At 70.1% G+C, this 26,680-nt stretch carries 23 protein-coding genes and 1 pseudogene; 16 read left to right on the forward strand and 8 right to left on the reverse strand.

Going from position 1 to position 26,680, the window contains the following annotated elements; genetic code table 11:
• Positions 1-184 precede the first annotated feature (184 nt).
• The 3 genes and pseudogenes from ACWGJB_RS15155 to ACWGJB_RS15165 all read left to right on the forward strand — a co-directional run bounded on the left by ACWGJB_RS15155 (position 185) and on the right by ACWGJB_RS15165 (position 4,694).
• Positions 185-1,303, forward strand: a complete 1,119-nt coding sequence (locus ACWGJB_RS15155) for a hypothetical protein (RefSeq protein ID WP_453380595.1) — start codon at positions 185-187, stop codon at positions 1,301-1,303.
• 221 nt (positions 1,304-1,524) lie between these two features.
• Positions 1,525-3,158, forward strand: a pseudogene (locus tag ACWGJB_RS15160) (M48 family metalloprotease).
• A 258-nt stretch (positions 3,159-3,416) separates the two neighbouring features.
• Complete coding sequence (locus tag ACWGJB_RS15165) at positions 3,417-4,694, forward strand: ATP-binding protein (protein ID WP_453380596.1); 1,278 nt, start codon at positions 3,417-3,419, stop codon at positions 4,692-4,694.
• A 152-nt stretch (positions 4,695-4,846) separates the two neighbouring features.
• Here the strand turns inward: ACWGJB_RS15165 and ACWGJB_RS15170 are convergent, their stop codons facing one another.
• The 3 genes from ACWGJB_RS15170 to ACWGJB_RS15180 form a co-directional block, all read right to left on the reverse strand.
• Positions 4,847-5,290, reverse strand: a complete 444-nt coding sequence (locus tag ACWGJB_RS15170; protein ID WP_453380597.1) for an Imm32 family immunity protein — start codon at positions 5,288-5,290, stop codon at positions 4,847-4,849.
• A gap of 41 nt (positions 5,291-5,331) precedes the next feature.
• Positions 5,332-5,955 (reverse strand): hypothetical protein, encoded by a 624-nt coding sequence (locus ACWGJB_RS15175; RefSeq protein ID WP_453380598.1) that lies wholly within the window; start codon positions 5,953-5,955, stop codon positions 5,332-5,334.
• A 503-nt stretch (positions 5,956-6,458) separates the two neighbouring features.
• Entirely contained in the window at positions 6,459-7,787 is a 1,329-nt protein-coding gene (locus ACWGJB_RS15180; RefSeq protein WP_453380599.1) for a vanadium-dependent haloperoxidase, read from the reverse strand.
• Between the two features lie 788 nt (positions 7,788-8,575).
• On the opposite strand from ACWGJB_RS15180, the gene ACWGJB_RS15185 reads away from it, so the two are divergent.
• The 3 genes from ACWGJB_RS15185 (at position 8,576) to ACWGJB_RS15195 (ending at position 11,264) form a co-directional block, all read left to right on the forward strand.
• Positions 8,576-9,973 (forward strand): FAD-binding oxidoreductase, encoded by a 1,398-nt coding sequence (locus ACWGJB_RS15185; protein ID WP_453380600.1) that lies wholly within the window; start codon positions 8,576-8,578, stop codon positions 9,971-9,973.
• 157 nt (positions 9,974-10,130) lie between these two features.
• The gene (locus tag ACWGJB_RS15190) at positions 10,131-10,790 is read left to right on the forward strand and encodes a hypothetical protein (protein WP_453380601.1); all 660 of its coding nucleotides are present in this window, start codon (positions 10,131-10,133) and stop codon (positions 10,788-10,790) included.
• Between the two features lie 3 nt (positions 10,791-10,793).
• Entirely contained in the window at positions 10,794-11,264 is a 471-nt protein-coding gene (locus tag ACWGJB_RS15195) for a hypothetical protein (protein ID WP_453380602.1), read from the forward strand.
• A 68-nt stretch (positions 11,265-11,332) separates the two neighbouring features.
• On the opposite strand, the gene ACWGJB_RS15200 is transcribed toward ACWGJB_RS15195, so the two are convergent.
• Positions 11,333-11,938, reverse strand: a complete 606-nt coding sequence (locus tag ACWGJB_RS15200) for a TetR/AcrR family transcriptional regulator (RefSeq protein ID WP_453380603.1) — start codon at positions 11,936-11,938, stop codon at positions 11,333-11,335.
• A gap of 116 nt (positions 11,939-12,054) precedes the next feature.
• Between ACWGJB_RS15200 and ACWGJB_RS15205 the strand changes: the two genes are divergently transcribed.
• Positions 12,055-12,972, forward strand: a complete 918-nt coding sequence (locus tag ACWGJB_RS15205; RefSeq protein WP_453380604.1) for an alpha/beta fold hydrolase — start codon at positions 12,055-12,057, stop codon at positions 12,970-12,972.
• Positions 12,973-13,394: 422 nt separating this feature from the next.
• Here ACWGJB_RS15205 and ACWGJB_RS15210 read toward each other — a convergent pair whose 3' ends face one another.
• Entirely contained in the window at positions 13,395-13,874 is a 480-nt protein-coding gene (locus ACWGJB_RS15210; RefSeq protein ID WP_453380605.1) for a hypothetical protein, read from the reverse strand.
• A gap of 247 nt (positions 13,875-14,121) precedes the next feature.
• Positions 14,122-14,985 carry a hypothetical protein gene (locus tag ACWGJB_RS15215; RefSeq protein WP_453380606.1) on the reverse strand — a complete coding sequence of 288 codons (864 nt, stop codon included), beginning with the start codon at positions 14,983-14,985 and terminating at the stop codon, positions 14,122-14,124.
• 420 nt (positions 14,986-15,405) lie between these two features.
• Here ACWGJB_RS15215 and ACWGJB_RS15220 point away from each other — a divergent pair, with 420 nt between their 5' ends.
• From ACWGJB_RS15220 to ACWGJB_RS15235, 4 genes are all read left to right on the forward strand, one after another.
• Positions 15,406-16,866 carry a vWA domain-containing protein gene (locus ACWGJB_RS15220; RefSeq protein ID WP_453380607.1) on the forward strand — a complete coding sequence of 487 codons (1,461 nt, stop codon included), beginning with the start codon at positions 15,406-15,408 and terminating at the stop codon, positions 16,864-16,866.
• 28 nt (positions 16,867-16,894) lie between these two features.
• The gene (locus ACWGJB_RS15225) at positions 16,895-17,809 is read left to right on the forward strand and encodes a toll/interleukin-1 receptor domain-containing protein (protein WP_453380608.1); all 915 of its coding nucleotides are present in this window, start codon (positions 16,895-16,897) and stop codon (positions 17,807-17,809) included.
• A gap of 201 nt (positions 17,810-18,010) precedes the next feature.
• Entirely contained in the window at positions 18,011-18,991 is a 981-nt protein-coding gene (locus tag ACWGJB_RS15230; protein WP_453380609.1) for a threonine ammonia-lyase, read from the forward strand.
• 434 nt (positions 18,992-19,425) lie between these two features.
• Complete coding sequence (locus tag ACWGJB_RS15235; RefSeq protein WP_453380610.1) at positions 19,426-19,980, forward strand: hypothetical protein; 555 nt, start codon at positions 19,426-19,428, stop codon at positions 19,978-19,980.
• Positions 19,981-20,269: 289 nt separating this feature from the next.
• Here ACWGJB_RS15235 and msrA read toward each other — a convergent pair whose 3' ends face one another.
• On the reverse strand, positions 20,270-20,782 hold the full coding sequence (gene msrA / locus ACWGJB_RS15240; protein ID WP_450754624.1) for a peptide-methionine (S)-S-oxide reductase MsrA: 513 nt from the start codon (positions 20,780-20,782) through the stop codon (positions 20,270-20,272).
• A 286-nt stretch (positions 20,783-21,068) separates the two neighbouring features.
• Here msrA and ACWGJB_RS15245 point away from each other — a divergent pair, with 286 nt between their 5' ends.
• Positions 21,069-22,175, forward strand: coding sequence for a serine hydrolase domain-containing protein (locus ACWGJB_RS15245; RefSeq protein ID WP_453380611.1), 1,107 nt, complete (start codon positions 21,069-21,071; stop codon positions 22,173-22,175).
• Complete coding sequence (locus tag ACWGJB_RS15250; RefSeq protein ID WP_453380612.1) at positions 22,172-22,954, forward strand: hypothetical protein; 783 nt, start codon at positions 22,172-22,174, stop codon at positions 22,952-22,954. Before ACWGJB_RS15245 ends, ACWGJB_RS15250 begins: the two co-directional genes overlap by 4 nt.
• On the opposite strand, the gene ACWGJB_RS15255 is transcribed toward ACWGJB_RS15250, so the two are convergent.
• Positions 22,936-23,319 (reverse strand): VOC family protein, encoded by a 384-nt coding sequence (locus tag ACWGJB_RS15255; RefSeq protein WP_453380613.1) that lies wholly within the window; start codon positions 23,317-23,319, stop codon positions 22,936-22,938. The genes ACWGJB_RS15250 and ACWGJB_RS15255 overlap by 19 nt on opposite strands.
• A gap of 82 nt (positions 23,320-23,401) precedes the next feature.
• Between ACWGJB_RS15255 and ACWGJB_RS15260 the strand changes: the two genes are divergently transcribed.
• The 3 genes from ACWGJB_RS15260 (at position 23,402) to ACWGJB_RS15270 (ending at position 26,679) form a co-directional block, all read left to right on the forward strand.
• Positions 23,402-24,460 (forward strand): ABC transporter substrate-binding protein, encoded by a 1,059-nt coding sequence (locus ACWGJB_RS15260; RefSeq protein ID WP_453380614.1) that lies wholly within the window; start codon positions 23,402-23,404, stop codon positions 24,458-24,460.
• Positions 24,461-25,453, forward strand: coding sequence for a FecCD family ABC transporter permease (locus ACWGJB_RS15265; RefSeq protein ID WP_453380615.1), 993 nt, complete (start codon positions 24,461-24,463; stop codon positions 25,451-25,453).
• Between the two features lie 260 nt (positions 25,454-25,713).
• Positions 25,714-26,679: a FecCD family ABC transporter permease gene (locus ACWGJB_RS15270; protein ID WP_453380616.1), complete on the forward strand. Its 966-nt coding sequence runs from the start codon at positions 25,714-25,716 to the stop codon at positions 26,677-26,679.
• The last annotated feature ends 1 nt before the right edge of the window (position 26,680 follow it).

Raw genomic sequence — 26,680 nt, forward strand, 5'->3', positions numbered from 1 at the left:
CCTGCTCACGCGCCCCGAAGGGGCGCGGGGCTGTGTCGATGTGCGGCTCCGCATCGATGTGCGGCTCCGTCTCGTGGGCGCGACCAGCCCCCGCCGGACCGCAGTCGCGCCCCGGCCCCCACGTTGTCCACAGGTCGTGACCACCGGTTGGCCAATTGTCCGCGCCGTCTGGTTCGCTTGACGCATGGCGATTCTCTGGGCCCTGATGGCGCTGCTCCTGCTGAGCTTCGTGCTGCTCCCCGTCCTGCGGCGGCGGCGCGGCATGATCGAGCAGGTCCACCCGAGCCACCCGGACGCCGCCGACCCGGCGGACTACGGCTTCGTGCGCGAGGAGGACCTGGACATCCGGATGCCGGGACCCGACCAGGACCTGCTCGACGTCCTGGACCTGGTGCAGCGCACTCATGACTACCACGCGGCGGCGCAGCTGCTCGCGGGCACGGAGATCACCGGCGAGCTGCGCTGGCAGCGGGTGCAGGCCTTCGCCGGGGCGGCGGCGCTGGAGCTCCAGCAGCGGCCGGGCGGGGTCAGCGAGACGCCGGGCGGGCAGTGGCTGCGGGTGTGGCGCGCCGAGCAGCCCAAGGACGCGGGCGGCGCCGCCGTGCACGCGGAGTTCCTGGTCCAGCAGGCCTGGCGGACGTCGACGCCGGGCACGGACGACTTCCGGATCATCATGGAGGAGGCCAGGGACGCCTGCGGACAGGCGGCCCTGCTGTCCCCCGGGGACCCGGTGCCGTACATCGTCGAGCTCTCGGTGGCCCGCGGGCTGAACTACTCGCAGACCGAGTTCGAGAAGCTGTGGCTGAAGATCCTGGACCGCGCGCCGACGCACATGGGGGCGCATCTCGCGGCCCTGCACTACTGGTGCGAGAAGTGGCACGGCTCGCGCGAGGTGGCGTACTCCTTCGCCGAGGCCGCCGCCGCGCGCGCCCCGCGGGGCTCGCTGCTGGCCGCGATGCCGCTGTTCGCGGTCTTCGAGCACCTCCCCGAGGTGAACCTGGTGGCGAGCTTCTACCAGAGCGAGGTCGTCACCAAGGCGGTCCACGGCGCCCTGCACGCGGTGCACTCGGCCCGCCAGGACGACCCGATGCTCGCCCACGTCCGGCATCTGCTGGTCTTCTTCCTGGTCCGCTCCGAGCGCTGGGCGGAGGCCATGGGCGAGCTGATACACATCGACGGGCACGTGGGGGCCCTGCCCTGGACGCTGTCCGCGAACCCGGCCGCCGAGTTCACCCTCTACCGCGCGCTGGCGGTGGCGGGCTACGAGGCGAACGGCGGAAGCCCGGCGACGCTGCACAGCTGAGGGCACACTGAAGGGCTCGCTGAGAGCGCCGGAAAAAAGAAGGGTCGTGTGTCGGCCGCGGGCGGGTGGGGGCCGGCCGCGCAGTTCCCCGCGCCCCTTAGGGGGCACGGAACATCAGCCCCATCCATACCGAGCGCGGGCGTCCGCTTCCGTACGTTCCCGTTCGTTCTCCGTGTCGTTGTCGGTTCCCCGTTCCGGGGTCCTGTGGGGGGATCTGCCCGATGGGCGCAACTCTGCGGGCGCTGCGCGCCCTCGTCCTGCTCTGCGGTTTTTATCTGCTGGGCCTCGTTCTGCTGGCGGCACTGGCCGCGCTCGACGTGGCCGCGGTCACCTGGGCGCACGGGGCCGTCGCCGGGAAGATCGTGCTGGTCTCGGTGGTGCTGGCGATCCCGGTGGTCCGAGGCATGTTCATGCTCCGCACGCCCAAGGACGACGGCCCGGCCGGCCTCTCCGTCACGGCAGCCGACGAGCCCCGCCTGTGGGCGCTGGTGAGGGAGCTCGCGGCGGCGACGGGCACCCGGGCCCCGGACACCATTGTGCTCACCGGTGACGTCAACGCGGCGGTCAGCGAGGAGCCCCGGCTGCTCGGCCTGCGCCCCGGACCGCGCCGCCTCCACCTGGGCGTACCGCTGCTGACCGGGCTGACCAGGCCCAGTTCAAAGCCGTACTCGCCCATGAGTACGGGCACTTCACCGGCGGCGACACCCGGCTGTCGGCCCTTGTCGTACGCGGCCGGGTGCAGATCGGGCGGACCGTCGGGCACTTCCACGCGAAGGCCGACAGCAAGAAGGCCGCCGAGCGCGCCCGGCAGCAGCAGGCCGCCGCCAGACGGACCGCGAAGGGCAAGAAGGCCAAGGAGATCGACACCGCCGGCGCCGGGGTCACCTACCGGCTGATGGCGGCGATCTACACGGCCTACGCGAAGGTCTACATGCGGGCCACGCTGTCGACGGCCCGCACGCAGGAGTACGCCGCCGACCTGGCCGCCGCGCGGATCACCGGCCGGGACGCGACCGCCTCGGCGCTGCGCGAGATCCCGGTCCTGGCCACGGCGCACGACTTCTACCTGGAGTCGTACGCAACGCTCGGTGTCACGGCCCGCCGACTCCCGCCGCACGGCCAGTTCTTCGGCGGCTTCGGCCGGATGCTGACGGCGCGCGGGGCGGAGCTGGCGAGGATGCGGGAGAAGCTGCCGACGGAACCGGCATCGCCGTACGACTCGCATCCGCCGATCGCCGACCGGGTGCTGCGGATCGAGGAGCTGCCCGCCGACGGGCACGGCGACCAGGACGGCGGCCCGGCGCTCGCGCTGCTCGCCGACCCGGCCCGGACCCTGGCCGCGCTGGAGGACGCGGTGCTCACCGACGAGGTACGGCAGTTCGAGCGCGCCGGGGAGTGGGAACAGCTGCTGGGCTCCTCGATGGCCGCGGGGCTGGCCTCGCTCGACACCCCGCTGCACCGGGCGCTCGCCTTCCACACCAAGGGCCGGCCGACGCTGCCCGCGCTGCTCACGGTGATCGACGACGGTCAGCTGTGGCAGCTGGCCCAGCGGCTGCCGCTGTCCGAGCAGGCGCCGGCCGCGCAGGGCCGGGCGTTCCGGGAGTCCGTACGGCCGGTGCTGCGGGACTCACTGCAGAGCATGGTGCTGGCGGAGTTCAGCGCGCGGTCGCTGCTGCACTGGGAGTTCTCCTGGTCGCGGCCGGCGTCGGTGCGGCTGCCCGGTTCGGCGTCCGACCTGGACGGGGAGGCGGGCACGGAGGCAGCGCTGGCCGCCGCGGTGAACGCCGCGCTGGCCGACCACCCCGACACTGCCCCACTGCGCGCACTCCTGCCCCCGACCCCACAGCCGGCCTGACCGCGGCAGGCGGCAGGCGGCAGGCGGCAGGCGGCAGGCGGCAGGCGGCAGGCGGCAGGCAAGCGGAATTCGGACGTCACCCCGGCTCTTCGGGAGGCCCGGCCGATCGTCGGCCGACGTCGCTCTTCCCGGTCCTCGTTTCTGTCACACCCATGCCACCCCGAAGGATCCCGCGGTCTGCCTGGGGCCCGCCTGGGTTCGTCACTCGGCGCCGCGGAGGGGAAGAATGGGAGCCCCGCGCCGTGTGAGGTGGTGGCGATGCCTGCTTGGCACCTGCGTGACTATCACGAAGACGATCTTGACCAGGCCATCGACATCTGGGATCAGAGCCGCCGGGCCGAGGAGGACCAGGTGTTCGCGGTCTCCGAGGTCATGACGGCGGCCAAGGCCGGACAGACCTCGGTCGTCGCAGTTGTCGGCGATGAACTGGTCGGCATGGCCGTGGCACAGGCGTACGGAAAGCGGGGGTGGATCCTCCTGGTGGCGCTCGCCTCCCGCTGGCGCGAGCGCGGGATCGGAAGCGCCCTGCTCTCCGATCTCGAACGGCGCCTGCGGGCACTGGGCGTGCGCCACATCAGCGCGCTGCTGCCCGCCGGCGCGGCGGGGACAAAGGCGCTGGAGAACTCCGGCTACCGGTTCCGCGACGGGCTCACCTACTACGAGAAACTCGAACCTCCCGAGACCGCCAACTCGGAGGTCCTCGCGGCGCTGGGCGGCCGCATGCTGCCCGAGGGTCTCTGGGACGCCATGGCCGGCATGGAGCAGGAGAAGCAGGTCGTCGAACGCCGTGTCGTGCTCCCGCTGACCGAACCGGCGCTGGCAGACCGTTACGGCGTCGTCCCGCCCAAGGCGATCATCCTGTTCGGCCCGCCAGGCACCGGAAAGACCAGTTTCGCCAAAGCGGTCGCCTCACGGCTCGGCTGGCCGTTCGTGGAACTCTTCCCCTCACGGCTCGCGGCCGACACGAGCGAGGGCCTGGCCGTGGCACTGCGGGAGGTCTTCGCGGACCTGGCGGAACTGGACTCGGTCCTCCTCTTCATCGACGAGGTCGAGGAGATCGCCGGTGCGCGCTCCGGCAAGGCGGTCGATCCCGGGCACGGCGTGACCAACGAGCTGCTCAAGCTCATCCCCATCTTCCGCGAGCACGACGCGCGGCTGCTGGCCTGTGCCACCAACTCGGTTCGCTCTCTCGACGCGGCGTTCCTGCGGCCGGGCCGGTTCGACTACGTCATCCCCATCGGCCCACCGGACGCAACCGCCCGCGCGGCGATCTGGAGCCGTTATCTCAGGGCCTCCGCCGAGTCGGTGGACATCGCCCAACTCGTCCGCGCGAGCGAGCTGTTCACCCCGGCCGACATCGAATTCGCCGCCCGCAAGGGCGCACAGGCGGCATTCGAGCGCGAAGTCACCCATCGTCAAGGCCGACCGGCCACGACCGAGGACTACATGAGCGCCATCGCCGACACGCGACCGACCCTCACCGCACAGGCCATCCAGGAGTTCGCGGAGGACATCGACAAGTACCGCCGGCTCTGACACGGAGCCCACGCCCGGCCGACGTCAACAGCGGTGGCCTTCCACTCCGGCCAGTCCTCCATGTGCCCGACGGGCCTCACGCCGACTCCCACGGATGACTGATCGCTTGCCGATGTCCGTGTTCGATGATCGCCGCATCGGTGAGTTCAGCTTCAGGGAGCACTTGGAGCCGATCCGGACACGGCCGGACATGTATGGCCTGGACGGCTCGTACCGGTTGGCATGCCTCCGTGCGGGCTGTTGACCACCAAGGGCAGTGACCCTTCGGCGAGGTAGAAGTGCCCAGGGAAGTAATCGATGTGGAGGTGACCGCCGTCCTCGTCCGTGGCCATGGCCCGCAGGTTCTCCGCGAGTACCGCCCTGCTGGCGGAGTCACCGCTGATCACAAGGATCTGCCGCTCGGTGTCCCGGCGGATGAGGACGCCGGGACCGGAAGTCTTTTTGACCTCGACCCCGGCCAAGGCGTTGCCGCCCGGCGAAAAGGTGGAACTGAGCAGCCCCTCGCCCTGGGCCACCGCGCTCGCCAGCCCCGTCAGCTCTTCCGCTGAGGCGGAGAGATCCACTTCGCCGTACCCCGGGTCTGAGACCAGTCTCATGGGCGTCACTCCTCCAACCTCGAACTCTCATGATGCCGCGGTCAGTCGAACGCCACGCCCAGGCGCACGCCGTCATCACCGAAGCGGCCTGCCAGAGCCTTCATCACAGCGAAGACATGTGGCCAGTGCGTTTCAGGACCCAGGACAGCGCCGACGGTCAGCGGTTCGTACGCGCACATCACTTCGTCGTTGGTCCACTCCACGCGTTCCGTCGCACCGTGCAGGTCCGCGGGCGGCATGCCTACCGCGGACAGAGTCTCCGACGGCCAGGCATCGGAGACGAGTTGTTGATGCAGTGTCGATGGCGACGATTTCGTGCGCCAGGTCAGTCGGCCCATGAACTGATCAGGCTCGGTCGCGAGATCCATCGAAGCGAGTTCCCCCCAGCTGACCCAGCTCGCGTCGTGCAGGTCACCCGCTGCAACCCAGGACCCCAACTGCGAGCGCATCCCGCTCGACAGATCGACGGGCAGGCCGCGGTCTGGTGCGAGCGGTTGAAAGCCCGCATAGTTGCGCACTCCGAAGAGACAGCCGAATGCCGCGTAGTCGGTCTCGTCATACAGCGGCCAAAGATCCATGGCGGCCACCCACGGCTCGCCGTCGTAGTAGTCGGTGTCGACGCCGGGGTGACGAAACTCGATGCCGCCATGGATGTCCGTACTCACGATGCGGCACCGTAACAGCGCCGGCCTGGACAGGCACCCGAGTTTGTCGGCAGGTCAGCAACGGGAGGCGGGCCGTGTCCCCGTAGATGCGCAGGATGCAGTCCCTGAAGCAGCCCAACGGCGCGCCCCCGGGCAGACCATTGCCGTTGCGACGAGCGGCGATCCGTCTCTGTGGACACGCAGGCCGGTCTGAACCCGGCCTGGCTTCACAAATGGTTTGTGAGCGCGGCTTGACATGGGTCATCAAGGCGCGCTCACAGACCCTTCCCTGGAGTGACTGCCCCCGCTGAGCTGCCGGGCGCTGTTCCAGCTCGAGTCGTAGTCCCCAAGCAGTCGCTCCGGGCCGCCCGAGTCGCACTTGCCACGGAGACGTACTCCCAGTCCCCGCTCGGTCTCCGTCAGAAGTGGCCGACCCCTGCGAGGGCAAGGCCTACCCGCTGATCCCGTGCTCAAGGCAGGACCGGAAGCCCGGCTCGACGCCGGGTCCTCTTCGCCTCTGTGGTTCAGTCGGTGCCGTCGCCGCACCTGGGCTCGGCGAGCCTGTCCTGCCGAGCCGTTCGTGTCCGCGGGGACGGCTGGGTGCCGTCCTTGGCGACCGGCTGGAAGTAGTGGTCCAGCGCCCAGGCCGCCACGTGGGTGCCGGCCCGGCAGCCGGCTACGTCCGCCGTGCGGGAGTGGACACCGCCCCACACACGGGCGTCGACGACGTCCCGGTTGAAGTGGTCGGCGGACCCGTAGAACCGCGTGGTGCCGGTGACCTCGGAGGGGACGTAGAGGTCGATGCGCGAGGTGCCGAGGACCCCGGTCAGGGCGCGTGCCACGGCAGCGGCGACGGTCGTATGGCCGGCGACGTAGTCCGGGTGCGGCGGAGTGAGGAGCAGCGGCTCCCAGGCCGGGTCCGCCGTCGTCGCGGGGTTGCCGTCGGTGTCGGCGAGGCGGATGGCGGTGATCGGCCGCCAGGAGCCGTAGTGGAACTTGGCGTCCCATGCGGTGACGACGGCGTCGGTCGCCGACGCGTTCACCGCGGCGAACAGCCGGGCTGTCTCGGCGATGCCGAGCCGGTGCCGGGCGGCGTGGTCTCGTACGGCTGCCTGAACCTGTTCGACCAGGTTGCCGCTGAAGAAGAGGGCGGTCTCGGTCTGCTGCGCGCTCCTGCCCGAGCCGGTCTTCGCGCCCATGGCCTTCAGCTCCTGGACGTCCTCGGCGTAGGCGGCGGAGGAGATGGCGGGTGGTCCGCCGGGGCGGAACTGCTGCGGGGAGGCGAGCAGGAGGGGGCGGAGCCTGGCGAGCCAGGTGTCGATGAAGGGCTGGAACGCGGGCGGGGTGGGCCGCCAGACCCCGGGTGCCGGGGAAGCGGTGAAGGGGACGTCCGCGAACCTTCCGTCCCCTTCCCGGAGTTCGATGATGCGGGCGGCGGCGCGCTTCCCGTAGTCGACGCCCCGGTCTCGGGCCTGACCGGCCGGAAGAGCGGCGAGCGAGTCCGCGTAGGCGGTGTCGAGGCGCTCCTTGAAGGCAGGGAAATAGGTGAGCAGCACGTCGTGGGCCGCGGTGGCGGCGGCCGCCGCGGAGGATGCCTTGGCCGGACCGCGCTCGCGCCATTTGTACAGGGCGTAGCCGCCTTCGATCCCCACCACGGCGTTGTACACGGCGACGGAGACGAATCCCTCCCAGATCGCCGCCTGCCCGGAGGGCCGTGGGCCAAGGCTGGTCTTGATCGTGTCGGTGGCGATGGCGTTCCACTCCCGGACCACGGCTGCCGGGGCCGCCGCGGTCCGGGTGTCCGCGTCGGGGGGACTTGCCGCGGCGGTGAGCGTCACGAGGGCGATGGCCACGACGGCGCAGATGAATCCCCGGACACGTGAACGCGGAGGAACGGGAAGAGGGGGCTCTTGATACACAGCGTCCTCCATGGAGTCGAGTGCCCAAGGCTTAGCAACGGCCCACTGCGCGAGCAAGACAACTCGCCGCGAACCGGGCAGGTCCAGGGCGCCCTCGACCGCCTCACCGCCCGCTACAAGGAGATCGCCGCCGGACGGACCCTGCGCCCACCTCCGGCCCCGGCGAACCGCGCTGCAAGGGGCAGGGTCGCGAACCTGCTCGCCCGCCTCGACTCCGAAGGCGACCAGGTGCTCCCGCTCGCCTTCGACATACGGCGCAGTCGAAGGCCATCTGCCGAGGAGCTGCGCGCTGCCGCAGGAGGTCCCCCGATCCGTTGGACGTGCGCCGGGGCGATGGGTTGGCGTCAAGGGTCTGTGAGCAAGGCTCGACCTGGGTGATCAAGGCGCGCTCATGTCGTCTTTGGCGTTGAAAACAGTGGAACCCTGCCCCGCGCGGGATCCGTTCGAAGACGGACCTGTGGTGCCGCTCAACGGCAGAGTGGTGCGGCGCCAAGGCTCGGGACAGCACGCCAGGCCGGCGTCCGTGAGGGCTCTGGCGGACTGAGCGTCGTTCGGGCCGACGGCCGACGTGCGGGACTCGGCGGGCAGCCGGACAATATTGGTGCGGGGTGCTTGAACTCTGCTGCTGGTCCTCGTCGCGGGGTCACACGGATCTGCGTCGTACGCCCCTCGCAGCCCTCCCGGTCAGCGCTCCGCGCGCGTGAGCAGAAGGGTGCTCGAGCATGGGCGGCATCAACGGACCGGCTCTTGAGAGTCTGCGTGAGGCACTGCGGGGACCCGTCCTCGCTCCGGGAGAAGCGGGCTATGACGAGGCCCGCAGCATCTACAACGCCATGATCGACCGGCGTCCGGCGGTGATCGCGGGGTGCGTCGACGTGGCGGACGTACGGACGGCGCTCTCGTTCGCCCAGGACACCGGGCTGGAGCTGACGGTGCGTGGCGGCGGACACAGCGGTCCGGGGCTGTGTGTAGTCGACGAGGCGCTGATGCTCGACCTGACGCCGATGCGCTGGGTGGACGTCGACCCGCAGACGAGGACCGCGCGCGTGGGCGGCGGAAGCCAGTGGGGCGACCTCGACCACGCGACCCACACGTTCGGCCTGGCCACTCCGGCCGGGATCGTGTCGACCACCGGAGTCGGCGGTCTCACCCTCGGCGGTGGGCACGGGCACCTGACCCGCAGGTACGGCCTGACCATCGACAACCTGCTGTCCGCCGACGTGGTCCTCGCCGACGGCACGTTCGTCACCGCATCGGAGAACGACCACCCGGACCTGTTCTGGGCGCTGCGGGGCGGCGGCGGCAACTTCGGCGTGGTCACGTCGTTCACCTTCCAGCTGCACCCCGTGGACACCGTCGGCCTCGCGGTGACCGTCTGGCCCCTCGACCGCACCCGTGAAGTGCTCCAGTGGTACCGGGAGTTCCTGCCCGGTACGCCCGAGGAGCTCAGCGGCTTCTTCGCCCTCTTGACGGTGCCGCCCGGGCCGCCCTTCCCCGAGCCGATCCACGGACGGAAGGTGTGTGGCGTGGTGTGGTGCTACACAGGCGACCTGGAAGGGGACCGCTTGGAGAAGGCGTTGACGGTCGTGAACGCGCCCGGGCCGCCGCTGTTCCACTTCACCACTCCCGTGCCCTACCCCGCCCTGCAGAGCATGTTTGACGGGCTGATGCCGAAGGGGCTGCAGTGGTACTGGCGCGGCGATTTCTTCGACGCTGTCCCCGACGACGCCATCGCCGTACACGAGACGTTCGGCCAGAACCTCCCAACCGGCCTGTCCACGATGCACCTGTACCCGATCGACGGGGCCACCCGCCGGGTCGATGCCGACGACACGGCCTGGGCCTATCGACATGCCACGTGGTCCGGCGTCATCGCGGGCATCGACCCCGAGCCCGCCCACGCCGGCCTGGTCCGCCAGTGGTGCATCGACTACTGGAGTGATCTGCACCCCTATTCCATGGGCGGCGCCTACATCAACTTCCTTGGCGAGGAGGAAAGCGCCGACCGGGTCCGGGGTACGTACCGTGAACACTACGACCGGCTCGCCGCGATCAAGCACACTTACGACCCCGACAACTTCTTCCACGCCAACCAGAACATCCCACCCGCCACCTCGTGAGCGGCCCGACTGCAGAACGCTGGACCTGGCAAGAGCTGTGAGCGAGGCTTGACATGGGTCATCAAGCAGCGTTCACAGCCCACAAGAACCTATGCCTACGCGCTGGACCCAGGTCACCTTCGGGCCGGCCTCACGGGGCGAGGATCATGGTCCGGTGATGAAGTGGACGAAGGAGACGCCCCCGGTCGGGCAGTCCGAGCATGAGCCCGAACTCTCGGCCTACCAGCGGGCGATGAGGAACCGACTTCTCGCTGCCCCGGTGATGCCCGCACCCGAACCCTGGCGGCCCGTCTTCGCGTACGAGTACGGCGTCCCTGTCGGCGGACTGCTCGGGATCGGCTTCGCGACGGACCCCGACACCGGCCACGATCTGGTGATGGTCGTCTCCTCCGACGGTCACGGTCTCTTCGACGCCGTGACCGGCGAGAAGATCGCCAGGGACCGCGACCCCGCTCCCGAGCACAGCACCCCCGACGCAGTCGCCGACCTGTCCTGCCCCGGGCTTGGGCCGATCACCGGAAGCCGCGTACGCATCGCCGGGCTCTTCGGCGGCGGGCTGCACACCACCACCGAAGACGGCTGGACCCTGGAAGTCGTCACCCCGGCCTGGCCGAACGAACGGGTCCTGCTGTCCCGCGACGGCGGGCTCCCCCACGCGGGTCCGCACGGAGAGGAGTGGTGGCACATCTTCCACTCGAACTACTCCACATTCCGCGCAGCCGGCTTCTCCCCCTCCGGCCGAACGATCGCCGTGGCGACGAGCAGCGACCTCTCTCTGTGGACCCGCAGTACGGACGACCGTCATACCGACGACTGAGACATGCCCGAGTTCGATTGGAGCGCCGACGAGGACGCCCTCCGGCTGAGCGCATTCTTCGACGCCTGCCACGACGACTCCGACCACGCGGAGGAGCTGCGTGACATGGTCATGGATCAGTTTCCCCCCGATGTCGAGGAGGGCTTGTTCGCGGCCACGGCCCGCAAGGCCGGCCCGTTCTCCGCCTCGGCCTACGCACTGGGTCCCGACGCGACGCTGCGACTGCCGGGCCGGTTCGGGGACTTCCTTCTCGATGCCGAGCAAGTCCGCGCTCAGCTGCCCGCGGTCGAGGAGACCCTCGTCCTGACCGGAAACCCACGTCGCGACGCGATCGAGCGAATCCACGCGTGGATGACCGGCTTGGGTGACGACCCCGACCACAACGCGGACGAACTTCTTGACGGCCCGCTCCGCGTTCTCCGCCACGCCGCCTCCACGGGCCACGGGGCAGCCGGTCAGGTCCGCTGGTACTGAGGTGGCCGAACACCGCACGTACCGGGTCATCAAGCCGCGTCCATGGACCCGTCAGTGTGCGAACTCTGTCAACCGACCTGGAAGATCCGGTTCAGGTGACGATTCAGGATCGCGGCTGCGGACTCCGGGCTGCGCTGGCCGACGAGGATGCTGGTGCCGAGTCCGGCTGACATGGCGAGCAGGCCGGACGCTTCGTCTCTCGCATCGATTCCAGGCCCAGTGAGATCGGCCTCTTGTGCCTCCCGGAGGAGCCCGGTGAGGGTGTCCTCGGCGGCATCAGGGTTCGCGATGAAGGGCTGCGCGGCGAGGGCCTCGTCGGTCACGGCCAGGACGGCGTACGAGGTGTAGAGGAAGTGGAACGTGCGGCTTTCGTCATCGGTCGGCAGTGCCGCCATCAGAAGCGCCTCGATCACGGCGCGTGGGCCCGGACTGCTCCCGGCGGCTCGGACCCGGGCGGCGACCCGTACTCCGAACCTCTCCGTCAGGTGGTGCAGCCCGAAGAGCAGCAGCTTCTCCTTGGTCTCGAAGTAGTACTGGACCAGCCGCAGTGACACGCCGGCCTCCGCTGCCACATCGCGCATCCCCACGGCGTGCAGCCCGTTCCGCCCCGCGACCCTGACGAGTGCCTCGGCGATCTCGGTTCGTCGTTGTGCGTGGTCCACCCGTTTCGGCATCGGTTGCGCCTCTCGTCCGTCCGCGCCGGTTGCTCGGCCGTTTTCATGATACGACTGTATCAAGTTAATGATACGGTCGTACCACGATCGAGTTGTCGCCTCTGGAGGTGCCTTCCGTGCCCGAGACCACGACCCGCGAACGCGTCCGCCCCGACGTAGGGCGGTATGTGAGCGACGCCCTTCGCGAGCGATATTTCTCCGCGTGCGACGCCGTCTACGCCATGGGTGCGTCGGCTGTCGCGCAGGAGGACGTGGAGACCAGCTTCGGGACGACGCACGTCTACCGGTACGGCTCCGACGACCCGGCCGGCGCCTCGCGCACCCCGGTGGTCCTGGTGCATGGCGCGGGCAGCTGCTCCGCGATGTGGTACCCGAACACCGCGGCGCTCAGCACGGAGCGCCCCGTCTACGCGATCGACACACCCGGCGACCCCGGCCGCAGTGTTCAGCGTGAACCCATTCACCAGCCCGAACGTGCCGCCCAGTGGCTGGACGAGACACTCGCCGGCCTCGGCCTCGACCGCGTGCACCTGGTTGGTTCCTCCTATGGAGGATGGCTCGCCCTGAATCAGGCGCACCGCAGGCCCGCACGCCTCGCCTCGGCCACCCTGCTCGACCCGGGCGGCCTTGAGAAGGTCGGCCTGCGTTTCTTCGTCTGGATTTTCGTCAGCCTCTTCGCGACCTTCGCACCCAAGAGGCTGCGCCCTCGGCTGGCGGCCTGGCTGGAGCAGCCGGTCCTCGTCGTGCCGCAGCTGCGGGCGATGATCAGAGCAGGCGTCCGCGCCTACCGCGTTCGCCGCCCGGCTCCACTGCCCCTGTCCGAGGAGGAACTGTCCACCATCCGCACCCCGCTCTATCTGGTGCTCGGCAAGCGAAGCCTCCTTGTGCATCCGACGCGGCAGGTGGAGCGCGTTCCGCGGCTGATACGGGGTGCCCGGGCCGAGATCGTCTCGAACACCGGTCACGGACCGCAGATCGACCACGCGGACGAGGTCAACCGCAGGATGTTGGATTTCATGGACTCGATCGGCTGACGGGTACCCGGGCGGGTCTCAGCCGCGATCTCCGGTCCGCCCTCGTCAGCAGTGGGGACCTGGACGAGAAGCAGAACAGTGTCGTGGTCGAGGCCCTCTTCCAGCTACTCGGAGAACTCCTCCACGACCGGGACGGCGAGCGAGACGGACTGCCCAGAATCTTCCGCGACTACTCGCGCCGCTTCGAGAAATGACGGTTCTGCGGCTGGACGGCTCCGATGGCCAACCCGACCCGCGCTACTCCCCAAGCAGCGAGGAAGGGGAACTCCCCGACAGCTCACTCCGGTCGCGCATGGGTCAGCATCACCAGGCGGCGGGAGCCACGCAAGACCGACCGGTCGCTGCCGGACAGGAGCCACGCCCGCCACGTCCGAGTACGGTCCTGAAGGACACCGTCGTGCTGAAGCAGGGTGCGGTGGCGGTCACTCGACGCCCAGCGGTCCGATACCCAGGTCCTCACGCATGGTGCGACGCATCCGCGCCATGGCCGCGCGCCGCTGCGCTATCAGGGGCGCTTCCTCGGCGGAGCCGACAGCCACCCCTCGGGCGTAGGCGTCGCGCAGGGCGCGCAGCCCGTGGAACGCTTCGTTCCCCGCCGTCACGACCTGCGGCGGCCCCACGAGCCAAAGGCGCTCACTGGCTGTATGGATGCCAGTGCCGCGGACGGCCTCCCGCACCGCCGCGTCACGTGCCGACGCGGACATGTGATCGCCCAGGGCGACGGCCCGTATGTCTTCACCTGCGGCTTTGAGAGCGGAGACGAACACGGTATACACCTCGCGCCGTATTTCCAGCGCGTGTCTGGCTTCTTCCCGTCGCCACCGGTTGCGATCGGCGATCAGAGTGGCTGCGATACCGATGGCGGCACCGGCCAGTGTGGAGAGCAGGGGCATCCAGTCCATGTGCCGCAGCTTTTCCGAAACGGCGCGCCGCCACCAGTGGGTCTCGCTGCGAACGCGGGCGCCCGCCTCCCGTGAAACGGATCGTCTCGAGTCTGCCGACGGGCGTCGGAGCAGGGCAGGCGGCGGCTCATGAACACGATCGTGCACCGCTTGACCGTGGGTCGTCGAGTGCGTTCGCCGCCTCTTTCCTGGCTGATGACGCCGGGCACGTGCATGTGGGCCGCGGCCGGCCGCGCCTGTCGGTGGTTCAGCCCTTGATCTGATGACGAGAGACCTGTTCGCGTGCCGTGCGCCACCGTGACCTGGTCTGCTCGACCACGCTGTCCCACTCCTGGCGGACTTCGTGGTCCGACGGGCGGTGGCCCCGACCGATCCGGCCGAGCTCGTCTCGTACTTCTCGTCCCAGTGCCGCTGATGCGACAAGGACGAGCATGGCTGTGAAGAGGGCGGAGACCATTGCGAAGACGGCTCCGACCACTCCGTAGCGCTCGACGGAGGAGTTGAAGAGATGCGGCATATAGAACTTCGCGCCCATCGAATAGGTCACCGTCAGAACGGCGCCCGCGACGGCGAAGGGAAGCAGGTCCGGCCATTTGATCCGCTTCGCGGACAAGATCCAGCCGCTCCAGACCAGGAAGGCAGCGGTCACCGGTACCTCACACAGCAGGGAGGCCACCCGCAGCGCACCCCCGCCAAGGGGCGCGGAGAGAAACGCAATCGCCACTGCGTAGCCGCCGAAGGCAAGGATCCACCACAAGCCGTTGCGCGTGTTGCGCACACTGAGGGGCTTGAGGTCCCACGTTTGTTCGAAGAGCCGCTGTGCTGCACGCGCGAAACTCAACACCGAGATCGTCAGAAACACGGCCCCGAAGACGCCCACGCTCGCACTGGTGCCTTCGGCGGGCGAGAACAGGGAGTTGACAGCGGTGGCGCCTGCTCCAGTGAGGTGATAGCGCTTGATGATCCGCTCTGCGGCGTCGTAGTGCACGAAATTGCTCAAGACGGCACTGACGAGGATGGAGAGCGGGATCAACGTCGTCAAGGCGCTGGATGCCAGGGCCATCGAGCGGTCGAAACCCACGATCTTCTGAAACCGGTTGATGACCCGCAACGCGAAGGCGGGACGCAGCCAGAACGTCAGCGTTCTGACGAGGCGCTCTCGGTTGATCCCCGCCGTGCTGCCCTCCGTGAAGATCAGGACCTCTGTGGCGACCAGAGCCTAACGGACGGTCGCCGGTCCACTGAAGATCGACACAGGAAGCAGCACACCGACCACGCGAGTGCCTGATGCCTCACATCATTATCAAGTCCGCATTGTTGAACCGGCGGCCGATGGGGTACATGGCAACACGGGCTCGCCGGTAAGGGAGTCAGAAGGTCCCGCCATGGAACGACACTTCGGCCCGCCTTCCCTCGCCGCCCGAGAAAGGCGCGCGGGTCTGGGCACACTCACGTTCCCCATCAAAGGTCTCGTACTGCCTCCGCAGAGCCCCGTCAGTGTGCTTCCCTATTGGACCTAGGGGGAATCACCATGGACGATCAAGGAATTGAAATCCTCGTTCTGCCCGAGAGGACGGCCGCCCGAAACGACGCGGTGACCGAATTCGACGTGGCGATCGAGGTCAGGTGCCGCACCGCCGAGAGCACCAGCAAGTCGAGCGGGCATATGAACCTCTGCCTGGTCATCGACGGCAGCGGCAGCATGACGGACCAGGGAAAACTCGAGACGGCCAAACGCAGTTGCCTGGAAATCTTCGAACGGATCAAGGACGACGATCTTTTCACCGTCGTCGTGTTCGACGACGGCACCCAGGTGGTGATCAATCCGCAGACGCCCAGGGAACAGGTCGAGCAGCGGATCAAGGCCATCCAACCGGGCAGTCTCACCAACCTCTCGCTCGGCTGGTACCAGGGGCTGCTGGAACTGCAGAGCCATATGACTGACGAGCACTACGGCCGGCTGATCCTTCTCTCGGACGGACTGGCCAACATGGGCGAAACCAAGAAGTCCGCTCTCGCGGCGGTGGCCGCACGCGCCCGGGACGAGGGGATCACCACCTCGACCATCGGGGTCGGCAGGGACAGCGACTTCCAGGAGGACCTCCTGGAGGCAATCGCCACCGCCTCGGGAGGACGGTTCTGGTACATCGCCGAGTCCGGTATCGACAGCATCCTGGAGGAGGAGTTCCGTAACGCCCTGACTGTCGTCCTCGATCGGCCCAAGGTCGAGTTGAGCCTCCCCCCGGGCGTCAGCGTAAGCGAGGAGTTGAACTCGCTCCGTAAGGTCTCCCGCCGTTACGGACTGCGCCAGCTGAGGGGCAACGACATCTTCAACTTCGCGGTGCGCTTGGAGATCGACCCGGCGCAGGTGACGGACTCGCGGTTCACGCTGGGGGCGACGCTGTACAACGGTACCGACGAGGTGAAGTCGGCGACGACGGACGTCACGCTGGCCCCGCAGGCGGATGTGGTCACCACGCCGGTACACGCTCTGGTGAGCAGCGTGGTGGAGATGTACCGCTCCTCCCAGACCGAGGAGAAGATGCTCAAGGGCATGGAGTCCGGGGACTTCGGCGGTCTGAAGGAGATGCTGGAGGCCGAGGTGACGCGTGTGCGGTGGGCCGAGGCGGAAGTGCTTCGGCAGGGGGACGCACTGGGTTGGACGCGCGCGGGCGTGGAGCAACTCCACTTGGCCCGTCGAAGCAGCATGAGCGAAGCTGGGATGCTGGTAGCCGAACTGGCGCAGGAATACGCCGGCGAGCCCGAGGTGCAGGACCTCGTTCTGGTGTGGCGCAAGGGTATGCGCCACGAAGGACAGCGCGGTGCCATGGGGTATCACGACGTGGGCTACATGGACGAGGACGTCGAGATCTCCTTGCTGGTGCGGGCGATCGGTGTCGCCGACGCCCTGATCGCGCGACTTCCCGGCAATCAGACGGACCTGGAGCAGAAGCGCGAGGCTCTCCGTGAGCAACTGGCACGTCTCCAGTAGCGCGGACTGGACACCGATCGGCGATCGGATGATCACTGGGCACGGCGGTGGGATGGGCCCGTACGCGGCTTCGTACGCGGTCGACCTCGCCGTCGCCCCGGTTCTCAACGGCTCCGTCTCCGCTGACATACGGCTGACCGAACGCCGGGCGGTGGGCGCCGGGTTGGTCTGCCGCGCCGACCTGGCCTGGACGTTCGTGACCTTCTACACGGCGCCGCAGGACATGTCCGAGGAGACCACGATCGCCAGATTCGGAGTGTTCCAGGAGGGCCAGCTCACCCGCGTCGCCCAACTCCCCGAACCGGTCCGGCTGGAGCGCGGCTACAACCGCTTCACACTGGAGTTCTTCTCCGGGCGGATGCGCGGGGAGATCCGGGCCGGGGACCGGACCTACGAGCTGATGGCCACCTGCCCCCACGTGCCCTTCGCCGGGCACACGGGGGTGGTCAAGTTCTACGGCGCGGGGGTGCTCGCCAAGTCCTGGTCCGTGGAGCGGACCCGGTTGCCGTTCGTCGCGGCGGTTTCCCGGCCGGCCAAGGAGGACTTCACGTATGACGTCTTCCTCTGCCACACGTCGGACACCAGGGAGGACGTGAAAAGTCTCGCCAAGGCGCTGGCCGGGAGAGGGGTCACGTACTGGCTGGACAGCGAGCAGATCAGTCCCGGGGACAGCATCCCCGAGAAGATCGACGCGGGACTGCGCCGCAGTCGCTACCTGCTGGCCTGCATCAGCAAGAGTGCCCAAGGGGAGTGGGCGCGGGCGGAATACGGCGGCGTCCTCAGCCGTGAGCTGAGCGGTGACTCCTCCACCGTGACCATCCCGCTGCTGCTGGCCGATGCCGAGCCGGACCACATCCCGGTGCTGCTGCGGGGCAAGCGCTACATCTCCAGCTCCAACAAAACCGAGTTCGACGAATTCATCAGCTTCCTGCTCAGTCACTGAAGGGGCGGCCATCGCTCGCCGGAAACCGACTCCGGTCCGGCCAAGGGAGGGTGATGGTGCGGGCGCCAAAAAGCGTAGGGGTCACGCTGGACCTTCAGGTAAGGGAGATCCCCGGCACCTGGGAGCCGTGCCGAGGACCGGTACCGGGCGCGGGGCCTCCTTTCACAGGGGACGGTGACGACGGCGCTACGCTGCTGTGTCATGCCGGAGACGCGCCTCGACACCGATCGGATCCGGGCGGCTCGCCGGGTGATCGACCCGGTTTTTCTCGACACTCCGCTGTACCGCTGCGAGGCGCTGGAACCCGGCCTCGGGTGCACGGTGAGCATCAAGCTCGAAACGGCGAACCCGGTCCGCAGCTTCAAGGGCCGTGGCACCGAGGTAATCGCGAGCCTGCTCGCCGAAAACGGCTCGCCACCCGTGGTGTGCGCCAGCGCGGGCAACCTCGGCCAGGCCCTCGCCTGGTCCGGTCGCGGCCGCGGGCTCGACGTGACCGTCGTGGCATCCCGCTCCGCGACCGTGGCCAAGCTCGACCGCATCCGTGCGTTGGGCGCCAGGCTGGAGCTGGTGGACGGCGACCACGAGTTGGCTCGCGAGCGGGCGGCGGCCATCGCGCGGTACGACGGCATCCGGCTGGTCGAGGACAGCCTGGACATCGAGACCTGCGAGGGTGCGGCGACCATCGGCCTGGAACTGGTCGGCAGCGCGCCGTCGTTCGACGCCGTCCTGATCGCTCTCGGCGGCGGAGCGCTGGCCACCGGTGTCGGTCATGTGCTGAAGGCCTTGGCGCCCGAGGTCGAGGTGATCTGCGTGCAGCCGCTGGGTGCACCGGCGCTGACCCACTCGTGGCACCAGCGGCGCGTCGTCACCACCGACGCGGCCCACACCATCGCTGACGGCGTCGCCGGCCGGCGCCCCATCCCGGCTGTCCTGGACGACCTCCTCCTCGTCGCCGACGACGCCGTCCTGGTCCAGGAGGCGTCGATCATCACCGGCATGCGGATGCTCCACGACCACGCCGGCCTCGTCGTCGAACCGTCGGCCGCGCTCGGCATCGCGGCGATCCTCGAAGACCGCAACCGCTTCGCCGGCCGGCACGTGGTCACCATCGTGTGTGGCAGCAACGTCGACGTAGCCGCCTACCACCGCTGGGTCGGTGCGACCCCCATCCGCAGGTCTTGACACTTCCGACACGAAAAACCCGGGCGGGTACTGCGGCCTGGGCGGCCCAGGCGGTCCGAACAGCCGTGACCAGGCCGGTGACGGGCCCGGCGCCGTGGTCGGCACGTCGCCCGGGGGCGAAGGTGCCCGGCTCGGCGTGGCCGCTAGGCCGGATGCCGTCTTCGAGATGCGTGCCGGGGTCATTCCGCCACAGGATCCTGGTCATGCGGACATCTACTGTCATACGACCCCGTCCTCTGCCGGCGCGGCGCGGCGGCGCACGTCATGCCATATCCGCGGCGCTTGCCTGCGGTGTCCTGCTGGCCGGCACCGCGGCGTGCGCCGGAGCCGGCGGGCACCTGAGTCAGGTCGGTGCCCCGGGCGTCAACAACCCGGCGGCGCACGGCTCCCCCGGCCCGGAAGCGGGCCCGCGCGTTCCGGGTGTCGGAAGCCGCATGTGGAAGCGCGTACCGGCCAACGCCCACCAGGCCGTGGTCGTCTACGGCGACGGCCCGGACTCCGCCGAGAGCACCGTCGTGCTCTACGAGAAACAGGGCACCGCCTGGAAACGTAAGGGCAGTTGGCCCGCGCACAACGGCAGGCTGGGCTGGACGACCGACCATCGCATGGACGACGAGCGCAGTCCCGTCGGCGCGTTCTCCCTGACGGACGCGGGAGGGAATCTCGAGGATCCGGGCAGCCGCCTGCGCTACTGGTACGACGACAACGCCTTCGCGTCCATGACCGAGGACGGCGACGACCACGCCCACGACTTCGACTACGTCATCGCCATCGACTACAACCGGCTCAAGGGTGTCCCGCCGTTCGACTGGAACCGTCCCCAGGGAGTGGAGAGGGGCGGCGGCATATGGCTGCACCTGGACCACGGCGACGGCACGTCTGCCTGCGTCACCGTTCCCGAGTCCGGCATGAAGACCCTGCTGAGCACCCTCGATCCCCGCCTTCACCCCGTCGTGGTGATGGGAGACCGGGAGCGGCTGAAAGCCTGACGCCCGGCCTGTACCCCGGCAGGCACACCGGCATCCGGCCCCGATGGAATGGCTGTTTCCGCCCGGTCCCTGCAACGGGGGCTCTCCGGCGAGGCCGTAGGACGCTCCGCGGACGAGTGGACGGTGGCCATCCGCGACGTGACCCCGCTCCCCACGCCGTCCACGCCCTGGTCAGCGGGGCCTGGGGGGCGGGCCGACCCGTCATCGGACGGTAAGCGACGGCCGATGGGTCACACGGCCGCGCAGGCCCCCCCGACCGGGGTGGCCTGTGCGGCGGGCCGGCCCGCGGTCAGCCCTCCGTGCGGGCCGGCAGTCGCCAGCCCGGGCGCGGGAAGTGGCAGGTGTAGCCGTCCGGGTAACGCTCCAGGTAGTCCTGGTGCTCGGGCTCGGCCTCCCAGAAGGGACCGACCGGCTCCACCTCGGTGACGACCTTGCCCGGCCAGAGTCCGGAGGCGTCCACGTCCGCGATCGTGTCCTCGGCGATCCGCTTCTGCTCGTCGTCCACGTAGTAGATCGCCGAGCGGTAGCTGAGGCCGATGTCGTTGCCCTGGCGGTTCTTGGTGCTCGGGTCGTGGATCTGGAAGAAGAACTCCAGGATCGCGCGGTAGTCGGTCTTCTCGGGGTCGAAGAGGATCTCGATGGCCTCCGCGTGCGTGCCGTGGTTACGGTACGTCGCGTTGGGCACGTCACCCCCGGTGTATCCGACCCGGGTCCCGGTCACGCCCGGGAGCCGGCGGATCAGGTCCTGCATCCCCCAGAAGCATCCGCCCGCCAGCACGGCCCTCTGCGTCTGCGCAGCCATTACGGACCCTCCAATTTCTGTCAGCTCGGTCACTCGGGCTGTTCGGCTCGCACATCACCGGCGTCCCGCGCCCACTCCCCACAACGCGCGAGGACCCCGCGCGATTCCGCACCCGCCCGACCGGCCGCGCGGCCGTCGTCGCCGAGGTCACGGACCCGCCGGAGCGGGGATCGAGCCGGGTGACCCACCGGCTGGTTCTGCCGGGACCGGGGCGGCCGAGGTCGCCTGGGATCCGTGCCGGGAATTGGGTTGCGTTCGTCGTGCGGCGGCGGGCTGAATGGCCCGTATGGCCGACATTCATGGCTCCTACGACGAGCTGTTCGCCGCTGTGCCCACCATGCTCTCCGGGCTGCTGGACGAGGGGGATGTGGGAGGTGCCGTCGCCGTCTTCGTGGACGGGGAGCCCGTGGTCGACGTGTGGGGCGGGTTCGCCGACGCGGGGCGGAGCGTGCCGTGGGAGCGGGACACGATCGTCAACGTGTTCTCCGTGACCAAGACGATGACCGCCCTGTGCGCGCTCGTCCTGATCGACCGGGGTGAGCTGGATCCCGACGCGCCGGTGGCACGGTACTGGCCCGAGTTCGCCGCGGCGGGCAAGGAGGGCGTGCTGGTACGGCATCTACTCTCGCACACCGCCGGGCTGCCCGACTGGGAAGGGCCGACAGAGGAGCTCTACGACTGGACGACGGCCACGGCCCGGCTCGCCGGGCAGGCTCCGCAGTGGGAGCCGGGGACGGCGGCCGGGTATCACTCCCTCACCCAGGGGTTCCTCGTCGGTGAGGTGGTGCGCCGGATCACCGGGCGGAGCCTGGGCGAGTTCTTCGCCGCCGAGGTGGCCGGCCCGCTGGGTGCGGACTTCCATATCGGGCTGGGCGCCGAGCACGACCGGCGGGTGGCGCTCACCGTGCCGCCGCCGGGCAGGGACGAGGAGTACGCGGCCGGCGCGCGGGACAGCGACGCGCAACGCGCCGGCGTCGCCACTCTGCGCGTCCGCGACGGCAACAGCCTCGCCTGGCGGCGCGCCCAGATCCCCGCGGCCAGCGGCTTCGGCAACGCCCGCGCCATCGCCCTCGTGCAGTCCCTGCTCGCCTGTGGCGGAACCGTCGGCGGGGTGCGGGTGCTGTCGCCGGCGGGGTGCGAGCGGGCCAGGGAGGTGCAGTTCGACGGTGACGACCGTGTCCTGGGCATGCCCTCCCGCTACGGCCTGGGCTACGGCCTCTTCGGCAGCGCCCTCGGCTGGGGCGGCTGGGGCGGCGCGCTGGTCTGGGTCGACCCGGACGAGCGGATGGCGATCGCCTACGTGACGAACCAGATGCGCGAACCGGCGACCGACAACCGGGCCATCGAGCTGGTCATGGCCGCGCAGGACGGGATCAAGGGCCTGCGGGGGTGAGCACCCGACACCGTGGCGGCGAGCTCGGGGCACCGAGCAGCGGGATCTTTCTCGTCGGTGGGGGCTGGCACGCTCCCGAGGTGTACGGGCCGCTGCTGCGGGCCGCGGGTGCGGGCAGCCGTCGTATCGGGTGTGTGATCGTCGACGAGGGGGACGGGGCGGAGCAGTTCGGGCGGTACGCGGGGGCGTTGCGGGCCGCCGGGGAGTGCGTTCCGGTGCCGCTGCTCGTGCCGGTCGGAGGGCGGTTCGAACCCGGGTCGTTGAAGGACGGGCTGGACGGGGTGCTGGTGTGCGGTGGGCTCACGCCTGCCTACCAGGACGCGTTCGCGGGCTGTCTGGAACTGCTGCCCGAGGTGCTCGCCGAGCACGGCATCCCGTACGCCGGGTTCTCCGCCGGTGCCGTTCTCGCCGCCCGGCGGGCCGTGGTCGGCGGCTGGCTGGTGGACGGCGTGCCGGTCTGTCCGCCGGACACCGCCGAGGATCTGGACGGGGTCGAGGTCCGGCCGGGTCTCGGCCTGGCGCCCTTCGCGGTGGAGGTGCACGCGGCGCAGTGGGGGACGCTGGGCCGGCTGGTCGCGGCCGTGGCGCACGGCTGGGTGCCGTACGGCGTCGCGGTCGACGAGAACACCGTGCTGACGGTGGCGGACGAGCGGGGGCTGGTCGGCGGCCGTGGGCGCGTGCATGTCGTACGGCCGTCCGCCGGTGACGGGGCGGGTGCGGTCGTACGGTCGTACGCGCCCGGGGAGTCCGTGCCGCTGGGTCAGGCGCCGCTGCCGTAGGGCCGAGTGAGGATTTCCAGGCGGTGGCCGTTGGGGTCGTCGAAGTAGGTGCCGCGGCCGCCGTCGTTGGTGTTGATCTCGCCGGGGCGGCTGTGGTGCGGGTCGGCCCAGTAGGTGAGGCCGGCGTCCCGGACGCGGGTGAAGATCTCGTCGAAGTCGTCCTCGGAGACCAGGAAGGCGTAGTGCTGCGGCGGGATGTTCCCGGGGCTGTCCAGGTAGTCGAGGGTGACGCCGTTCGGCAGCGCCACCGGGACGAACGGGCCGTATTCCGGGCTGACTTCAAGACCGAGGATGTCGGCGAGGAACCTGGCCGACGCGTGCTTGTCGTGGGCGGCGACGATGGTGTGGTTCAGGTTCACGGTCATCGTGGGACCTCCTCCTGTCCAACGTACTCCCGGCACCGGTTAAGGTAAGGCTTGCCTTAGCCATTGATCGGGAGACCTGGTTGTGCGTGCGTCGAGAATGAAGGCCGTCCTGGCGATGTCCGCCGTGTCCGTGGTGGGCGGCCTGCTGGCCGGCTGCGGCTCCTCCGCCTCCGACAACGATGCCGGGACGTCGCACGCCGACGGAACCGTCAACAAGGTCGCCGGCGCCTCCGAAGGCCCCTCCGCCGCGCCGAGCGCCCTCGCCGACGGCATGGGCTCGGACAACGAGACCGACGGCCTCTTCCCGCGCACGGTCACCCACTTCGAGGGCAGCACCACCATCAAGGCCCAGCCGAAGCGGATCGCGGTGCTCTCCACCGGGCAGCTCGACGACCTGCTCACCCTCGGCATCGTCCCGACCGCCGGCACCCGCGCCGAGAACGCCGGGCTGGTCCCCGACTACCTGGCCGACGCCTTCCCGCAGGACAAGCAGAAGCTCGCCGCGATGACCGACGCGGGCACCCGCAACGCGCCCAACCTGGAGTCGCTGGCCGCCGCCAAGCCCGACCTGATCCTGGTCAACGACTCGCTCGGCGACTTCTACCCCCAGCTGTCGAAGATCGCGCCCACCGTGGTCACCGCCGGCCAGGGCATCAACTGGAAGCGCGATCTGCTGCTGGTCGGGGACGCCGTCGGGAAGGGACAGGAGGCGCGGGAACTCCTCGACGACATCGTCGACAACGCGAGGAAGAGCGGCACCGCTCTCGACCCGTCCACCACCGTGTCCATGGTCCGCTTCACGCCCGACCGCACCCGGATGTTCGGCGTCTCCTCCTTCACCGGCTCGATAGCCGTCGACATGGGCCTCTCCCGCCCCAAGTCCCAGCAGTTCAACGCCATTTCACAGGACATCAGCGCCGAGAAGGTCGATGTCGCCGACGGTGACTGGATCTTCTACTCCGTGCAGGGCGACGCCGCCAAGACCGACGCGGGGAGCACCCAGGCCGGGCCACTGTGGAAGTCCATGAAGGCGGTCAAGGCCGGGCACACCGTGCAGGTCGACGACGACCCCTGGTACCTCAACGCCGGTCCCACCGCCGCGCGTCTGGTCGTACGGCAGCTCGCCGAGCGCCTCCGGTAAGTGCGCCGCGCCCTCGTCTGGCCGACGGCCGCCCTCGTGGTGACCGTCGTCGCCGTACTCAGCCTCGCCGTCGGCACCCGTGCGGTACCGCCGGCGACGGTGTTCGACGCCCTGCTGCACGGCGGGAACTCGCCCGAGGCGCTCGTGGTGCGCTCCCTGCGGCTGCCCCGTACCGAGATCGGCCTCACCGCGGGCGCCGCGCTCGGCCTCGCCGGCGCCGCGCTCCAGGCGGTCACCCGCAACCCGCTCGCCGACCCCGGGATCCTCGGGCTGAGCCAGGGCGCGGCGGCCGGAGTCGTGCTCGCCATCGTCCTCGGCGGCTCCGCCTACGGCTTCGGGGCGTACGTCTGGTACGCCTTCACCGGCGCCGTCCTCGCCGCGTGCCTGGTGTACGGGATCGCCTCGCGCGGGCGGGGCGGGGCATCCCCGGTGAAGCTGGCGCTGGCCGGTACGGCCCTGTCCGCGATGACCGCGGGGGCCACGACGGTCGTCCTCACCTCCAGCTCCGCCACGCTGGACGAGTTCCGGTTCTGGCAGGTGGGGACGCTCAGCGGGCGGGACCCGGGGACGGTCGTGCGGATGCTGCCGTTCCTGGTGGCGGGGGCGGGGCTGGTGCTGGCCTGTGCCAGGGGGCTCGACGCGCTGGCACTGGGCGACGAGACGGCTCGGGCGCTGGGGCATCGGGTGCATGTCGTACGGGGGTGCGCGGCGCTGGGGGCCACGCTGCTGACCGCTTCCGCGGTGGCGGCGGCCGGGCCGATCGCGTTCGTGGGGCTGGTGGTGCCGCATCTGGCGCGGCGGGTGGTGCGGGGCGGGGGGTACGCGCGCGTGCTGCCGCTGTCGGCGCTGCTGGGGGCGGGGTTGTTGCTCGCCGCGGATGTACTGGGCCGGGTGGTACGGGCTCCGGCGGAGGTGCCGGCCGGGGTGATGACGGCGTTGGTGGGGGTGCCGGTGCTGGTGGGGCTGGTACGGAGGAAAGGGGCCGTGGCGTGAGGCGTACCCGGGGTGGGGGCGAGGGGGTGGGGACGCTCACCGGCGCCGCCCGGGTGCCGCTGCGCCCACCCGTGCCGCCCAGCGGCACGCCTGCCCGCAGCTGGGTGGCTGAAGAGGGGGCGGCTGGGCAGCGCCCCGTAAGGGGCGCGGGGCTGTACCGATCTGCGGCTCCGCCGCGGGGCGCGACCAGCCCCCACCGGCCCGCAGTGACAGTGCTGCGGCCGAACCCCCGCTTTTCCCTTCTCCTCCATCGGCGGTCAATGATCGTCGCCCTCGCCCTGCTCCTCGGCCTCCTCCTCGCGATGGCCGCCTCCGCCTGCCTCGGCCAGACCTTCATCTCCCCCACCGACGTCTGGCGCACCCTCTGCGGCGCCCCCACCCCCTACGACCTGGTCGTCAACGAGCTGCGTGTCCCCCGGATCGTGCTCGGCGCCCTCGTCGGTGTCTGCCTGGGCCTCGCCGGTGCGCTCGTGCAGACCGTCACCCGGAACCCGCTCGCCAGCCCGGACGTCATCGGTGTCGGGCACGGCGCCGCCGCCGCGACCGTGCTCGCGCTGGCCACCGGAACCGTCGCCTCGCCCGGCGCGATGCCGCTCGTCGCCGTCGGCGGCGGACTGGCCGCCGCCGCTCTCGTGTACGCCCTCGCCTGGCGGCACGGCATGCAGCCCAGCCGCTTCGTGCTCACCGGCGTGGGCATCGGCGTCGCGCTGTCCGCCGTCGTCCAGCTGTATCTCACCGACAGCGAGCTGGACGCGGCCGAGCAGGTCAAGCTGTGGCTGACCGGCAGTCTGAACGGCCGGGGGTGGGAACAGGCGGGGCCGCTCGCCGTCGTCCTGCTGGTCGCCCTGCCGGGGCTGGTGTGGGCGGCCCGGGTGGCGCGGCCCCTCGGGCTCGACCCCGACACCGCCGCCGCCCTCGGCCTCCCCGTCGACCGGGCCCGCCTCGGCCTCACGCTCCTCGGCGTGGTGCTGGCCGCCACCGCCACCGGGGCGGCCGGGCCGATCGGGTTCGTCGCGCTGACCGCGCCGCAGCTGGCCCGGCGGCTCACCCGAACGCCTCAGCTGCCGCTGGTCTGCTCGGCGTTGACGGGCGGCCTGGTACTGGTGACCGCCGACCTGGTGGCGCGCACCCTGGTACCTCCGCTGGAGGTCCCGGTGGGTGCGCTCACCTCCCTGGTCGGCGGTCCCTATCTGCTCTGGCTCCTCGGCCGAAAGCAGAAACGGTGAC

This window comes from Streptomyces sp. NPDC054813, from assembly GCF_053611365.1.

Excerpts from the sequence above, each read along its gene's own strand:
- ACWGJB_RS15155 (WP_453380595.1), top strand. The coding sequence starts at position 185 with ATGGCGATTCTCTGGGCCCTGATGGCGCTGCTCCTGCTGAGCTTCGTG.
- ACWGJB_RS15165 (WP_453380596.1), top strand. The coding sequence starts at position 3,417 with ATGCCTGCTTGGCACCTGCGTGACTATCACGAAGACGATCTTGACCAG.
- ACWGJB_RS15170 (WP_453380597.1), bottom strand. The coding sequence starts at position 5,290 with ATGAGACTGGTCTCAGACCCGGGGTACGGCGAAGTGGATCTCTCCGCC.
- ACWGJB_RS15185 (WP_453380600.1), top strand. The coding sequence starts at position 8,576 with ATGGGCGGCATCAACGGACCGGCTCTTGAGAGTCTGCGTGAGGCACTG.
- ACWGJB_RS15190 (WP_453380601.1), top strand. The coding sequence starts at position 10,131 with ATGAAGTGGACGAAGGAGACGCCCCCGGTCGGGCAGTCCGAGCATGAG.
- ACWGJB_RS15195 (WP_453380602.1), top strand. The coding sequence starts at position 10,794 with ATGCCCGAGTTCGATTGGAGCGCCGACGAGGACGCCCTCCGGCTGAGC.
- ACWGJB_RS15200 (WP_453380603.1), bottom strand. The coding sequence starts at position 11,938 with ATGCCGAAACGGGTGGACCACGCACAACGACGAACCGAGATCGCCGAG.
- ACWGJB_RS15210 (WP_453380605.1), bottom strand. The coding sequence starts at position 13,874 with ATGGACTGGATGCCCCTGCTCTCCACACTGGCCGGTGCCGCCATCGGT.
- ACWGJB_RS15220 (WP_453380607.1), top strand. The coding sequence starts at position 15,406 with ATGGACGATCAAGGAATTGAAATCCTCGTTCTGCCCGAGAGGACGGCC.
- ACWGJB_RS15225 (WP_453380608.1), top strand. The coding sequence starts at position 16,895 with ATGATCACTGGGCACGGCGGTGGGATGGGCCCGTACGCGGCTTCGTAC.
- ACWGJB_RS15230 (WP_453380609.1), top strand. The coding sequence starts at position 18,011 with ATGCCGGAGACGCGCCTCGACACCGATCGGATCCGGGCGGCTCGCCGG.
- ACWGJB_RS15235 (WP_453380610.1), top strand. The coding sequence starts at position 19,426 with ATGTGGAAGCGCGTACCGGCCAACGCCCACCAGGCCGTGGTCGTCTAC.
- msrA (WP_450754624.1), bottom strand. The coding sequence starts at position 20,782 with ATGGCTGCGCAGACGCAGAGGGCCGTGCTGGCGGGCGGATGCTTCTGG.
- ACWGJB_RS15245 (WP_453380611.1), top strand. The coding sequence starts at position 21,069 with ATGGCCGACATTCATGGCTCCTACGACGAGCTGTTCGCCGCTGTGCCC.
- ACWGJB_RS15255 (WP_453380613.1), bottom strand. The coding sequence starts at position 23,319 with ATGACCGTGAACCTGAACCACACCATCGTCGCCGCCCACGACAAGCAC.
- ACWGJB_RS15270 (WP_453380616.1), top strand. The coding sequence starts at position 25,714 with ATGATCGTCGCCCTCGCCCTGCTCCTCGGCCTCCTCCTCGCGATGGCC.